Here is a 13,084-nt window from a genome sequence, read left to right on the forward strand (position 1 = left end):
TTTAGCCGACCACGGGTTTATCGAGGCTGAAGCGACGAGCGAGCGGCCCGCGCCGCCATGGCGGCTGTCGTTACCGCTGTCCTTAGAGATCGCGCGCGACGCGAAAACCGATCCAGTCGCCGCGCGTATCGCTGTAGGTGGCGTTGCGATTACCCGAGCGCGAGAACACCGGTGCTTCACCCCAGTCGTTGCCGCGGATGCGGCGGATCTTGCAGTCACCGGTCAGCCAGGCACTGCCGTCACTCGGCGCGCCGACATAGTTTTCGTTGTAGCAGTCGGCGGTCCATTCATAGATGTTGCCGTGCATGTCGTAGACGCCGAAGGCGTTCGCCGGAAACTTGCCCGCCGGCGCGGTGAAGTTGTAGCCGTCGGCGGCGCCATAGGTATTGGCGTGTTTGGCGATGCTGTATTCCTTGCCTTCATCGAAGGGGAACGGGAAAGGTCCGGCGCTGCCGGCACGGGCGGCGTATTCACGCAGCGATTCGCTGACCAGTCGATACGATTTACCGGTTTTCTTCGACAGCCAGGCTACATAGGCCTCGGCCTCGGGAAAGTCCATGCACACCGCCGGATGCTTGTCGGTGTACTGCTTTTTCGGATCGCTGCCCGCGTAGTCGGGAATACCGGCCTTGCACGCGCGGCCCGGGCGTTTGTCGCCGTCGGGCATCTGATAGCCGGTGTCGGCGAGGTAGGCGTCCCATTGCCCTTTGAGCACCTGGAAACGACTGATGGCCAGCGGTTTGGCAAAGGTCACCGGGTGCATCGGACCTTCGTCCGGCTCGCGGCCGACTTCGTCCTCCGGGGTGCCCATGGTGAAGGTGCCGGTGGGCAGCACGACCATTTCCGGGCAGTCCTTGCAGTCCTTGAAGACTTTGCCCGGTTTGAGCGGTTCGGCCGCTTGCGCCAGCCCCGGCAAGGCACAACCGAGCAACGCGGCGAGGCCCAGTGCGGGTAAGGCCTTCAAGGAAAAATTACGCGGTTCACTACTGTTCATCATGACTCTCGATAACAGGTTGAAAGGAAACGTGGGAGCGGGGCGCCTACAGCTGTTTGGCCAATAGCGCCATCAAGCGATCGATTTGCGCTTCGTCGTTGAGCAGGCCCGGTGCAGTACGAATCACCGGGCCCACGTCGCGGTTCACGGCGTCGGCGACCACCCGGTTTTGCATCAGGTACGCGGCGACTTTGTCGCAGTCCTGGCCCTTGACCCGAAAGAAGGTAAAACCGGCCGACAGTTGCGTGCTCAGCGGCGTGACGAGTTCGATTTGCGGGTGTTCCAGCAGGCGTTTCTTCAGGTAGCTGTTGAGCGCGTGGATGCGCGCTTCGACCTCGGCCTTGCCCAATTGCAGATGCAGCTTGAAGGCTTCGTCCAGCGCCCAGCGATACTCGAAAGAGTGGTAGCCACCGGGCGTCATGGTGGTGGAAAACGCGGTGGCTTCGGAGAAAGTCGGGGTGATCGGCGTCACGTATTTGACCTCCTCGAAACGGCTGCAGACGATGCCGGTGCCGCGCGGGCCAAACATCCACTTGTGGGTGCCGGCGATGAAGAAATCACAGTTCATCTGCGCAAAGCTCAGGTCGTCGACGCCGAAACCGTGCACGCCATCGACCACATAAATGATCCGGTCGGCATCGCTGCGGCCACGGTTGTGCTTGTCGACGATGGCGCCGATGTCACCGATCGGCAGCTTCACGCCGCTGCCCGAATGCACCCAGCACATCCCCAGCACACGGGTTTCCGGGCGGATGGCAGTGTCGATGGCGGCGAGGATTTCGGCTTTGGTCGCGGTCTGCGGATCCTTGAACAGCCGGATCTTGCGCACCTGCGTGCCTTCACGTTCCTTGCGCAAGGCGAGGATGGTGTGGGTGGCGTAGTGTTCGTGGGCGGTGGTGAGGATTTCCTGATCGGGGCGCACATGCACACCGCCGTAAATCATCGTCAGACCTTCAGTGGTGCTGCCGGTCAGGGCGATCTGTTTAGCGTTTACCTGCAGGTATTGGCCGGCCCAGACGCGGACGTTTTCCTCGCGCTGCTCGATCACGCCGAGGTCCCAATCCATGGTCAAACCGGGATTTTTGTCGAGGGCGGCGCGATGCCGTTCAATCGCTTCGCGCACCGGTTTCGGGTGCGAGGTGATCAGGAAGTTGGAAAAGTGCAGGTAGTCCGGATCCTGATTGAACAGTTGCTGCAACTGCGTCCACTTGCTGCGCGGCATTGGCGCAGCGGGCGCAGCCGTGGCGGCAGCGCTGGCGATGTTCGGCAGGCTGGCGCCCAGTGGCAGCGCAGCGGCGAGCAGTCCGGCCTGTTTCAGAAAATCACGACGATTGCTCATGGCTGCGTCGTTCCCTGCGCGTTGGCCAGCGCCGGTTTCGCGGCTTTTTCGACCTGATCCCAGACGCGCAGGAAGTTGCCGCCCCAGAGTTTGCCGATGTCGGCTTCGGAGTAACCGCGCGACAGCAGTTCAGCGGTGACATTGCGGATCTCGCCGACGTTCTCGAAACCTTTGACGCCGCCGCCCTCATTGAAGTCGGAGCTGATGCCGACATGGTCGATGCCGATCTTGCGCACGGCGTACTCGATGGCGTCGCCGAAATCCTTGAGGCTGGCCTTCGGTTCGTCTTCGAGGATCGCGTACAGACGGCTGGCGTACAGGCCGAATTTCGTTTCGGACCAGGCCGCAATGATCGGGTCGCCCGGCATCAGCGCCATCGCCAGGTTTGGCAGGGGCGGCAGGTCGAATTCCTTGCGCAGTTCGTTGAGGCGATCCTGGGTCTTCTGGGTCAGCGGCCGCAGGTACTGGGAGAACGCGACGATTTGCACCACGCCGCCGCTGTTCTTGATCAACTGCATCTCTTTGTCGCTGAGGTTGCGTGGGATGTCGACCATCGCGCGCGGCGCCGAGTGCGAGGCAATCAGTGGCGTACGGCTCAGCTGTGCGACTTGTTCGAGGGCTTTGGTCGACATTTGTGATACGTCGATGATTACGCCCAGATCATTGAGGCGCTTGACCGCCTGCTTGCCCAGATCGGAGAGGCCATCGAGGGCGTCCGGAGAATCATTGAGAAATGGCAACGGGCGCGATGAGTCCGCCCAGTCGTTGTTGCCGATATAGCTGAAACCGAACATGCGCATGCCGCGCGCCGTCCACAGGTCCAGCAGATTCAAGTCATGGCCCAGTGGATAGGCGTTAAGCATGCTGATGAAAATCGCGAACTTGCCTTCGCCGTGCAGGCGGCGCATATCGTCCGGGGTGTAGGCGATTGCGACCTGATTGGGGAAGTCGCGCACCATGCCGGAAATGATCTTGTAGCGGATCTCTTGCTGGTTGCGTGCTTCATCAATGAAGCCCGCGGTAGGTTTGTGCGGGGCATCGGGGCCGTTCCACATTTCCGGCCAGCCGAAAATGGTCAGCGCCGCGCCAGACAAACGACCGCGACTGGCCTTGGCCAGGTCGAACTGGCCGGAGCCATCCTTGTCGGCCTCGTGACCGTCGGTGCCGAAGTTTTGCATCAGGCTGACATGGCTGTCGAAGGAGAGCATGCGTTCGTGCAGTTCATCTGCCTGTTTCACAATCTTGGCGTCATAGCCAAGGTCGTCCTTGAACCAGTGATGCCAGACGGCAAAGCCTGCACCGGCACTGATCGCCAGGGCTAAGGGCAGGCCGATGAATAGAGCCTTTTTCGAACGTGGTTTTGTCATTGCCATCTCAGTCGGGTTCGCCATCGAGGTGCAGGCGCAAAGCCTTTGCTATCTGGGAAGAACGAGTGGATGGCCGTGGAATTTAGCTTGCCAGGTTAAAAGATCGCAGCCTTCGGCAGCTCCTGCAGGGATATACATTCGATGTAGGAACTGCCGAAGGCTGCGATCTTTTCAAACCCACATAAATTTACCCGCGCAACAAACGTTCTAGCTTGGATAAAGCCTGCTTCATGGCTGACACAGGTAGGGCAATGAAGATTTCTCGACGATGGTTCATGGCAGGTCTGGCGCTGACTGGCGCTGCGGTGCCTGCGGCTTGGTTTGGGCATCGTGAATGGACGAAGCCGGATCCGACGATCACTCCGGGTGAAGCGTCTTTCGACGTCGCCGACCTCGCCGGACAACGCTTGGCCAGTGCCTTGCGGGGCGTCTGGGATATTCGCTTCGAAGGCCGTGACGCAGGCCTTGAAGGGCTTCCGGCCAAGGGCCTGCAAGTGTTCCTCGACATCGGCCAGAAAGGCCGTGGCGTCTGTGGTTTTCTTGATACACCGGAGCGTTTGCGCTCCGGCGAAACACCTCGTTACCGAATTCTTGGCGATCTCGCCGGTGCCGACGCCGCGAAGTTGACCTGGCGGCTGATCGGTGCGCAAGGCCAGATCAACTATGAGCTGGAGATGATCCTCGACGAGGTCTGGGCCGATTTCGGCAACGCCGGCAAAGGCACCCTCAGCGGTAAAGCCTTGCGCCTGGATCGCCCTCTGGCCTTGCCCGCACAGGACAACGGCTTCGTAGCGGTCAAGCGACTGTTTCCCGAAGCGCGTGAACGTACGCCGCTGAATCCGACGCTGCTGGCCTGGCTGATTTCCCCCGAGCACCGGCTGTTCCACCAGTTGTGGCATGCGACGCGGGACAAGTGGCACACCTTGCCAGAGGACAAGCGCGAAGCCTTGCGCGGCATCGGCTGGCAACCGGGGCCGCGCGACAAGGAGCGCGATGCTCGTGGGCCGCGCAAGGATCGCAATGGTTCCGGCGTCGATTTCTTCTTTATGCACCGGCACATGCTCGGCACGGCGCGCTCGATGCAGGACCTGCCATCGTGGCAATACTTTCCGCTGCCACAGCCGGAATTGATCCGTGATCGCCCGGGTTTCGCCCGTTACTTCGACAATCATGACGGCACGGCGCTGCCGCCTCCGTGGCTGGCCGACGGTGATGATGAATACAGCAAGTGGGTCAGCGATCTCAAGACGGCCGAGACCTACGAAAGCAACTTTCAGGTCTGGGAGTCGCAATACCGTGATCCGGCGTATCTGGCCAGACTGACGCTGGGCCAGTTCGGTTCCGAGGTGGAGCTGGGTCTGCACGACTGGCTGCACATGCGCTGGGCGTCTGTGCCGCGCGATCCGTCCAACGGTCAGCCCGTGCCTTTTGCGCGTGATCCTGCCGACTTCGCTGCACGTTGGTATGGCCCGGAAAATGACTTCCTTGGCGACCCGTTTTCATCCCACGTCAACCCGTCGTTCTGGCACTTCCATGGCTGGATCGATGATCGTATTGAAGACTGGTTTCGCGCTCACGAGCGTTTCCATCCGGGGGAGGTCACGCGCAAGGTGGTCAATGGTGTGCAGTGGTTTGCACCGGGACGCTGGAACGAAGTCGATGACCCCTGGCTGGGTCCGGTCACCCATGGTTGCAGCACCACGCCTGGGTTGCAGGCGGGCAAGACCGTGGAGATGGACCCGGAAACCATGAAGCTGGCGCTGCGCATCACCTTCCTCAACGACGAGGAAAAACTCGCCGGGCTGTTCCGCCGCGTGCCGCAACGACCGTGGTATGCGCGCAATCTGAAGGCCAAACAGACTCAGGCCTGATTACCGCGTCAACTTCTTCGCGAGCAGGCTCGCTCCCACAGGTTGGCCGCATCCCACCAGTTGAAATGCGCTCTCTTGTGGGAGCGAGCCTGCTCGCGAAAGCGCTTGGCCGGGCTGCGCGATTACAGTGCCTGCCACCCGCCGCCCAATGCCTTGTACAAGGCAATACTCGCCTGCATTCGCGACAGCCGCAGTTGCACGTTCTGGTCCTGCGCCGCATACAGCGTGCGCTGGGTTTCCAATACGGTCAGCAAGTCCTCGGCGCCGGCCTGATAGCGGCTCTGGGCGATGTTGAAGGCGGTTTGCGCCTGGTTCAGCTCTTCGCTCTGCCACTGCCGTTGTTCATCGAGGCCGCGGATGCTGTTGAGGGCTTTTTCGACGTCGGCGAAACCGTTGATGATCGCGCCTCGATAGGTTTCCAGCAGCTCCTGCTGACGAGCCGTGGCTTTGTCGCGTTCGGCGCCCAAACGACCATTGTTGAAGATCGGTGCGATCAGCCCGCCGGTGAGGTTGTAGAACGGACTGCGCCACAGGTCACCCGCCTGATTGGCGCCGGAGCCGATGCTCGCGCTCAGGGTGATTTTTGGCAGCATCGCCGCGCGAGCCACGGTGACGTCCGCCTGGGCTGCCGCCAGTTGCGCCTCGGCGCGGGCAATGTCCGGGCGGCGGGTCAGCAGTTCGCTGGGCAGGCCGGCAGCAATCTGCGGCCATTGCAATTGATCGAAGGACTCATGACCGGTCGGCAGGTCTTGCACTGGACGCCCGAGCAGCGCCGCCAGCGCGATTCGCGCATCTTGGGCTTGTTGCCGGACGGTCGGCAGTTGGCGTTGTTGTGCGGCCACCAGGCTTTTCTGCTGGGCCAGCTCCAGCGCGGTGGCCGAGCCGGCGTTGTAGCGCGTCTGCACCAGTTGCAGAACGCTTTGCGCATTGGCCAGGTTCAGCTCGGCAATGCGACTCTGCTCCTGCAGCGACAGCACCTGGGTGTAACTGTTGGCGACGCCGCTGAGCAAGGTCAATTCGACGGTGGCGCGATCGAACTCGCTGGCTTGCAGGCTGAACTGTGCACTGTCGCGCGATGCGCGCTTGCCGCCCCAGAAGTCGATTTCGTAACTGGCGTTGAGGCCGACATCGAAGTAGTCCACAGCCTTGTTGCTGCTGTCGGCATCCAGTTGACGGTAACCTTCGCCACGCAACAGCTTCTGCCGATTGGCGTTGCCGGTGCCTTGTATTTCCGGCAATTGCGAGCCACTGGCAATGACGGTGGCAGCGCGCGCCTGACGCACGCGAGCGATGGCTGCGGCCAGATCATAACTGCCGACCTGAGCCTGTTCGATCAGTTGATTGAGCTGCGGGCTGGCGAAGCGCGTCCACCAGCGCAGGGTGTCGCGTTCGGCGCGGGTGTCGTGTGGCGATTGCCACGCAACAGGCGGGACAATGCCGCTGTCCGGACGTTGTGCGGAACTGCCGCAAGCGCTGAGTATCAGGCAGGCGGTCAACAGGCTGAGGCGCGGTTTCATAGAGCGATCATTCACTGGTAAGGGCCGTGACCGGGTCGAGTCGGGCAGCTTTGCGGGCCGGCATGAAGCCGAAGACAACACCGGTGACCAGGGCGCAACCAAAAGCGCCGAGTACCGCCATCAACGAGAACGCTACCGCGACTTCACTGAGAATCAGCACGCCGCCAATGATCAGCGCCAGGGCGATGCCGGCGATGCCGCCGACCACTGAGAGCATCACCGCTTCAGTGAGAAACTGGCGCAGGATGTCGCGCTGACGGGCGCCGGTGGCCATGCGGATACCGATCTCGCGGGTGCGTTCGCGGACGGTCATGAGCATGATGTTCATCACGCCGATGCCGCCGACCAGCAACGAGATCGCCGCAATCGAGCCGAGCATCAGCGACAGGGTGTTTTGTGTGCGCGCTTCGGCCTGGATCATCGCGGCGTTGTTGGTCAGTTCGAAATCCTTTTTGCCGTTGTGCAGGTTCAACATCAATTGTTCGATGGCATGTTCGGTGTCCTTGACCTTGCGTGCGTCGGCGGCAGCGATGGCCACGTACTCGGGATTGCGCGTGCCGAACAGCCTGACGCTGGCAGCGGAGTAGGGCACGGCGATGCGGTTGTCGCTGTCGGAGTCGCCGGAGCTGGCACCTTTTTCCGCGAGCACCCCGACCACCTGAAACGGTACGTTCTCGATCAGGATGTACTGGCCGATCGGATTGGGTATGTCCTTGAGGAGTTTGCTCCGCACCTTGTGCCCGATCACCGCAACGGCGGCTGCGTTCTGTTCGTCGGCCTCAGTGAAGTAACTGCCCTGTACCACCGGCCAGTTGAAGATCGCCGGGAAATTGGTGTCATTGCCGCCGACGTAACTGAGGTGGTCGGCGTTGCCGAAGCGCACGCCGGCTTCGGCGCCATTGACCGGCATGATCCGCTGCACTTGCGGCAGGCTCGCCAGAGCGTGCACATCGTCGAGGGTGATGATGCCCGGTGGCGTTCGCGGGTTGGGCGCCGAGCCGCTGAGATAAATGATGTTCGAACCGAACGCGCCCATTTGCGCCATGACCTGACGCTTGCTGCCTTCGCCGACGGCGAGCATCACCACCACCGAGGCGACGCCGATGATGATGCCGAGCAGGGTCAGCGCGGTGCGGAAGCGGTTGATCCACATCACTCGCCAAGCGGCGTGCAGGGCATCGACCAGTTCACCTTTCCAGGCGCCGGTAGCTTCGGCGCCTTCGCTCAAGCGCTTGCGCAGATCCACCGCTTGCAGGGCGCCGGGATTGGCACTGTGCTGGGCATCGGGGTTGTTTCTGGCGCTATCGCTGATGATCAAGCCATCGCTGATTTCGATAATGCGCTTGGCCCGCGCCGCCACTTCGCGGTCGTGGGTGATGAGAATGACCACGTGGCCCTGGCTCGCCAGTTCATCGAGCAGCGCCATGACTTCTTTGCCGCTGTGGCTGTCGAGGGCGCCGGTCGGTTCGTCGGCCAGAATGATGTGACCGCCATTCATCAGTGCGCGAGCAATCGACACGCGTTGTTGCTGGCCGCCGGACAGCTGATGGGGGCGGTTGCCGGTGCGCGCGGCCAGACCGAGACGGTCGAGCAGGGCGGCGGCGCGCGCATGGCGTTCGGCGGCGGGTGTGCCGGCGTAGATGGCCGGCATCTCGACGTTCTCCTGGGCCGAGCCGGACGGAATCAGGTGATAGCCCTGGAACACGAAACCGAAGGCTTCGCGCCGCAGCCAGGCCAGTTCATCGCTGTCGAGGCCGGCGACGTTTTCCCCGGCGAAGCGGTATTCGCCGGACGTCGGCCGGTCGAGGCAGCCGAGAATGTTCATCAGTGTCGATTTACCGGAACCGGACGCGCCGACAATCGCCACGAACTCGCCGGCGTGAATCGACAGGTCGATGCCGCGCAACACGTGAACTTCGGGAGCGTCACCGCCGCCGTAGGATTTGCGGATGTCCTGCAGGTCGATCAGAGGCGTTTGCATTCAACCTCCGCTGCCGTCGGCCGGGCCGATCAGCAAGTGATCGCCTTCGTTCAAGCCCTCGATAATCTGCACTTTGAGACGGTCGCTGATGCCGGTGCGTACTTCGCGGGACTGAATCTGGCCATTGGCGGCGATGACCTGCGCGGTCTGCCGATTGGCCACCGCGCTGCCTTGCAGGGCAGCGACCGGTGCGGTGAGAACGTTTTTTGCCTGGTCGGCAACGAAGAACACTTGCGTGGTCATCTCTGCCATCAAGGCGTTGTCGGCGTTATCGACGTCCAGCAGCACGGTGTACAGCACCACGCGCGCGCTGCCGCTTTTACTCGAACTGGCCGGGCTGCCGCCGCCCTGACTGGTTTGATCCAGCGGTTTGGGGGGCACCGGCAGAATTTGTCGTACGGTGCTGCTCCAGCGCCGATTACCACCGCTGAGCGTGGTGAAGTACGCGGTCATGCCCGGTTTGACATGGCCGATGTCCGCCTCGGAGACCTCAGCCCAGACCGTCATTGGCGACAGTTTGGCGATACGCAGAATCAGCGGCGTCTGTTGCTGGGCATTGAGGGTCTGGCCTTCGCGGGCATCGAGTGCAACCACCGTGCCTTCCATCGGCGCATAGATGCGCGTGTAACCGAGTTCGGCCTGGTCACTGCGCAGACTGGCCTCGGCCTGACGGATCTGCGCACGGAACATGTCGATCCGCGCCTGGGTGGCCTTGAGTTCGGCGCGCGCGGTCTGCACGTCTTCTTCGCGGGTGGCGCCACCGGCCGCGAGGTTCTGCTGGCGTTGGTACTTCTGTCGCGCCAATTCGTGCTGCGCCTGTTGTTCTTGCAACTGCGCCTTGAGGTTCTCGATGGAGAACTGGCTGGCGTCGAGTTTGGCCTTTTGCGTCGATGGATCGATTTCGACCAGCAATTGTCCTTGCTTGACCACGTCGCCGACTTCTACGTGGATTTTGCGGATCTGCCCGGAAGCCTGCGCACCGACATCTACGTAGCGCCGTGGCTGCAACGTGCCCAGCGCGGTGACGCTGCTTTCAATGTCGCCGCGACTGACTTGCACGGTGGCGAACTTGTCCCGGCCAGGGGGCAATATCTGCCAGGCGGCTACGGCGACAACGGGAATCAGACAAAGGGCTACGAGCAGGGCGCGTCGGGCGGGGCGGGGACGTTTCATGCAGGGTTCCGGCCAGTGGAAATCGACCCGTCATCCAGCCGGCACCGCACACGGGCCAAGACCGAACGCTGGCGCAGGAGGCGACAGATACGGGGAACTGTTTTTTAAACGAGGGACGCGTTGGGTAATTTAAGCGCTGAAAAACGCGGTAACAGGTATAGAAGCTAACAATTTGTCGGGCAAATCGAAACAGCGCTTTAAATCTATATGAGAATTACTATAAATTACGCATCTGAAATTGCCAGCATCGTGCCACTGTCGTTTTGACGGTGGCGGGTGTGGCTCAAGGATCGAAACCGCACTGCTGCGGCCGGGAGTCATGTTGGAAAACTACTATCGCGAGCTGGTGTGTTTCCTGAACGCCAAGCTGGGCAACCGCCAGGTTGCCGAGGATGTGGTGCATGACGCCTATTTGCGCGTACTCGAGCGCTCCAGCGACACGCCGATCGAGCAGCCCCGGGCGTTTCTTTATCGAACGGCATTGAATCTGGTCATCGACGACCATCGTCGCAATGCCTCGCGCCAGGTCGAATCGCTGGAAGTGCTCGACAACGAAGAGCGCTATTTCACCCCGTCGCCCCATGGCACCCTCGATCACGGTCAACGCCTGGAGATGCTCCAGCGCGCGCTGGCCGAATTATCGCCGCTGTGCCGCGAAAGCTTTCTGCTGCGCAAGATCGAAGGCCTGTCCCACAACGAAATCGCCGCAAGCCTGGGTATTTCCAAAGCGCTGGTGGAGAAGCACATCGTCAATGCCATGAAACATTGCCGGGTGCGCATCAAACAATGGGACGCCCATTGATCTCTCCTCAGTAAATTTCTTTTCACCGTCCTCGTTCCTAATCAACAGACGATCTGCTGTCCTGCTCCGGGCCGGTCAGGTCACCCAGGCTTTATCCCCACGGTTGAGGGGTTCATCCAGAGGACACTGGAAATGACACAGGCAATTGCATCGCCCATCGTTCACGACCTGATCGGCGTCGGTTTCGGCCCTTCGAACTTGGCGCTGGCCATCGCTCTGCAAGAGCGCGGCCCGATCCAGGGTGAGCTGGATGTGCTGTTCCTCGACAAGCAGGCCAACTACAGCTGGCACGGCAATACCCTGTCGACGCAAAGCGAGTTGCAGATTTCCTTCCTCAAGGATCTGGTGACCCTGCGTAATCCGACCAGCCCGTATTCGTTCGTCAATTACCTCAAGTACCACGGCCGTCTGGTCGACTTCATCAACCTCGGCACCTTTTACCCATGCCGCATGGAGTACAACGATTACCTGCGCTGGGTCGCCGGGCAGTTCAACGAGCAGAGCCGTTACGGCGAAGAAGTGCTGACCATCGAACCGGTGCTGCACAACCATCAGGTTGAAGCATTGCGGGTTATTTCCCGTGGCAGCGACGGCCTGCAACATGTGCGCACGACCCGCTCGGTGGTGGTCAGCGCCGGCGGCACGCCGCGTATTCCCGAGGCATTCAAGGCGCTGAAGGGCGACACTCGCGTGTTCCACCACTCGCAGTATCTGTCGCAGATGGCCAAGCAGCCGTGCGTGAACAACCAGCCGATGAGCATTGCGATCATCGGTGGTGGGCAGAGCGCGGCGGAAGCCTTTATCGATCTGAACGATTCGTTCCCGTCGGTGCAGGTCGACATGATCCTGCGCGGCTCGGCGTTGAAGCCTGCGGACGACAGCCCGTTCGTCAACGAAGTGTTCTCGCCGGAATTCACCGACCTGGTGTTCCAGCAGAACAGCGCCGAGCGTGAGCGCTTGGTCAACGAGTACCACAACACCAACTATTCGGTGGTCGACATCGACCTGATCGAGCGCATCTACGGCATCTTCTATCGTCAGAAGGTTTCCGGGATTGCCCGTCACGCGTTCCGCACGCTGACCACCGTCGAGAGCGCTACCGCTACCGAAAACGGTATCGCGTTGGCCGTGCGCAACAACGCCACCGGCGAAGTCACCGTGCGCAACTACGACGCGGTTGTTCTGGCCACCGGCTACGAGCGGCAGATGCACCGTAAACTGCTGGCACCGCTGGAAGAGTACCTGGGCGACTTCGAGGTTGATCGCAACTACAAACTGATCACCGACGAGCGCTGCAAGGCCGGCATCTACATGCAGGGCTTCTGCCAGGCCAGCCATGGTCTGAGCGACACGTTGCTGTCGGTGTTGCCGATCCGCGCGGACGAGATTGCCGGTTCTTTGTATGAGCATGGCAAGCATCGTGGGCATCGTTCGATGGCGGATCTGCTGTTGGCGACGGCCAGCTAAAAGGCGAAAAGATCGCAGCCTTCGGCAGCTCCTACATCGAGATCGTTCCCACGCTCTGCGTGGGAATGCCTCTACGGACGCTCCGCGTTCGGCCTTCGATAGGGACGCGGAGCGTCCTGGGCTGCATTCCCACGCAGAGCGTGGGAACGATCATCCTGAACCCTTCCTGAACATCCCCCACATTCCCCGACACACGGCCTTTTGCGGGTTTACTCTCCAATCATCGGGGCGTAAGCTTCGCGCGTTTTCATCAATAGCGGAGACCCACAGTGGGTACTTGTTCGAGTGACAGTTGTCGGCCGGTCTCGGTGACCGGCAGATTCTCGGCAAGATAACGCGCAGCCTTTCTCTGCCGTTGTCTCGCCGTAAAGCGAGCAGCGGCATCCCGTGCATGACCCGTCCTGGGCCATGTCTGGACGTTCCTTCTCATCGACGCTGAACAGAGCGTGATTGCGACTTTATTGTCGTGATCGCAGCCCTATCGACACGCCTGTCTTTTCTGACCGGCGCGCCAGGCCTTGCCGTGCCGGTTTTTCCGGCGCACGAGGCGCGGCCGTACCTGCTTGACGGTTT

At 61.3% G+C, this 13,084-nt stretch carries 9 protein-coding genes; 3 read left to right on the plus strand and 6 right to left on the minus strand.

What is annotated here, in order from left to right:
• Positions 1-82 precede the first annotated feature (82 nt).
• Genes CQ009_RS18220 through pvdM form a run of 3 tightly spaced genes read right to left on the minus strand, consistent with a single transcriptional unit; the run spans position 83 to position 3,700 of the window.
• The gene (locus tag CQ009_RS18220; protein ID WP_105707972.1) at positions 83-994 is read right to left on the minus strand and encodes a formylglycine-generating enzyme family protein; all 912 of its coding nucleotides are present in this window, start codon (positions 992-994) and stop codon (positions 83-85) included.
• A 46-nt stretch (positions 995-1,040) separates the two neighbouring features.
• Complete coding sequence (locus CQ009_RS18225; protein ID WP_105707974.1) at positions 1,041-2,333, minus strand: aminotransferase class V-fold PLP-dependent enzyme; 1,293 nt, start codon at positions 2,331-2,333, stop codon at positions 1,041-1,043.
• A complete protein-coding gene (pvdM, locus tag CQ009_RS18230; protein ID WP_105707976.1) occupies positions 2,330-3,700 on the minus strand; it encodes a pyoverdine-tailoring dipeptidase-like protein PvdM in 1,371 nt (456 codons plus the stop codon). Before pvdM ends, CQ009_RS18225 begins: the two co-directional genes overlap by 4 nt.
• Before the next feature lie 251 nt (positions 3,701-3,951).
• Here pvdM and CQ009_RS18235 point away from each other — a divergent pair, with 251 nt between their 5' ends.
• Positions 3,952-5,571, plus strand: coding sequence for a PvdJ/PvdD/PvdP-like protein (locus CQ009_RS18235; RefSeq protein ID WP_105707979.1), 1,620 nt, complete (start codon positions 3,952-3,954; stop codon positions 5,569-5,571).
• 122 nt (positions 5,572-5,693) lie between these two features.
• Here CQ009_RS18235 and CQ009_RS18240 read toward each other — a convergent pair whose 3' ends face one another.
• The 3 genes from CQ009_RS18240 to CQ009_RS18250 are packed head-to-tail and all read right to left on the minus strand — an operon-like array spanning position 5,694 to position 10,242.
• Complete coding sequence (locus CQ009_RS18240; protein ID WP_064389813.1) at positions 5,694-7,088, minus strand: efflux transporter outer membrane subunit; 1,395 nt, start codon at positions 7,086-7,088, stop codon at positions 5,694-5,696.
• A 7-nt stretch (positions 7,089-7,095) separates the two neighbouring features.
• A complete protein-coding gene (locus CQ009_RS18245) occupies positions 7,096-9,069 on the minus strand; it encodes a MacB family efflux pump subunit (protein ID WP_105707981.1) in 1,974 nt (657 codons plus the stop codon).
• Positions 9,070-10,242 carry an efflux RND transporter periplasmic adaptor subunit gene (locus tag CQ009_RS18250; RefSeq protein WP_105707983.1) on the minus strand — a complete coding sequence of 391 codons (1,173 nt, stop codon included), beginning with the start codon at positions 10,240-10,242 and terminating at the stop codon, positions 9,070-9,072.
• Between the two features lie 319 nt (positions 10,243-10,561).
• On the opposite strand from CQ009_RS18250, the gene CQ009_RS18255 reads away from it, so the two are divergent.
• On the plus strand, positions 10,562-11,044 hold the full coding sequence (locus CQ009_RS18255) for a sigma-70 family RNA polymerase sigma factor (RefSeq protein ID WP_105707985.1): 483 nt from the start codon (positions 10,562-10,564) through the stop codon (positions 11,042-11,044).
• Positions 11,045-11,176: 132 nt separating this feature from the next.
• Positions 11,177-12,511 (plus strand): lysine N(6)-hydroxylase/L-ornithine N(5)-oxygenase family protein, encoded by a 1,335-nt coding sequence (locus CQ009_RS18260; protein WP_105707988.1) that lies wholly within the window; start codon positions 11,177-11,179, stop codon positions 12,509-12,511.
• Positions 12,512-13,084: the final 573 nt, after the last annotated feature.

It is taken from the genome of Pseudomonas sp. MYb2 (assembly GCF_002979955.1).
Lineage (GTDB): Bacteria > Pseudomonadota > Gammaproteobacteria > Pseudomonadales > Pseudomonadaceae > Aquipseudomonas.

Coding starts and splice junctions, on each gene's coding strand:
- CQ009_RS18220 (WP_105707972.1), bottom strand. CDS start 994: ATGAACAGTAGTGAACCGCGTAATTTTTCCTTGAAGGCCTTACCCGCA.
- CQ009_RS18225 (WP_105707974.1), bottom strand. CDS start 2,333: ATGAGCAATCGTCGTGATTTTCTGAAACAGGCCGGACTGCTCGCCGCT.
- pvdM (WP_105707976.1), bottom strand. CDS start 3,700: ATGACAAAACCACGTTCGAAAAAGGCTCTATTCATCGGCCTGCCCTTA.
- CQ009_RS18235 (WP_105707979.1), top strand. CDS start 3,952: ATGAAGATTTCTCGACGATGGTTCATGGCAGGTCTGGCGCTGACTGGC.
- CQ009_RS18240 (WP_064389813.1), bottom strand. CDS start 7,088: ATGAAACCGCGCCTCAGCCTGTTGACCGCCTGCCTGATACTCAGCGCT.
- CQ009_RS18245 (WP_105707981.1), bottom strand. CDS start 9,069: ATGCAAACGCCTCTGATCGACCTGCAGGACATCCGCAAATCCTACGGC.
- CQ009_RS18250 (WP_105707983.1), bottom strand. CDS start 10,242: ATGAAACGTCCCCGCCCCGCCCGACGCGCCCTGCTCGTAGCCCTTTGT.
- CQ009_RS18255 (WP_105707985.1), top strand. CDS start 10,562: ATGTTGGAAAACTACTATCGCGAGCTGGTGTGTTTCCTGAACGCCAAG.
- CQ009_RS18260 (WP_105707988.1), top strand. CDS start 11,177: ATGACACAGGCAATTGCATCGCCCATCGTTCACGACCTGATCGGCGTC.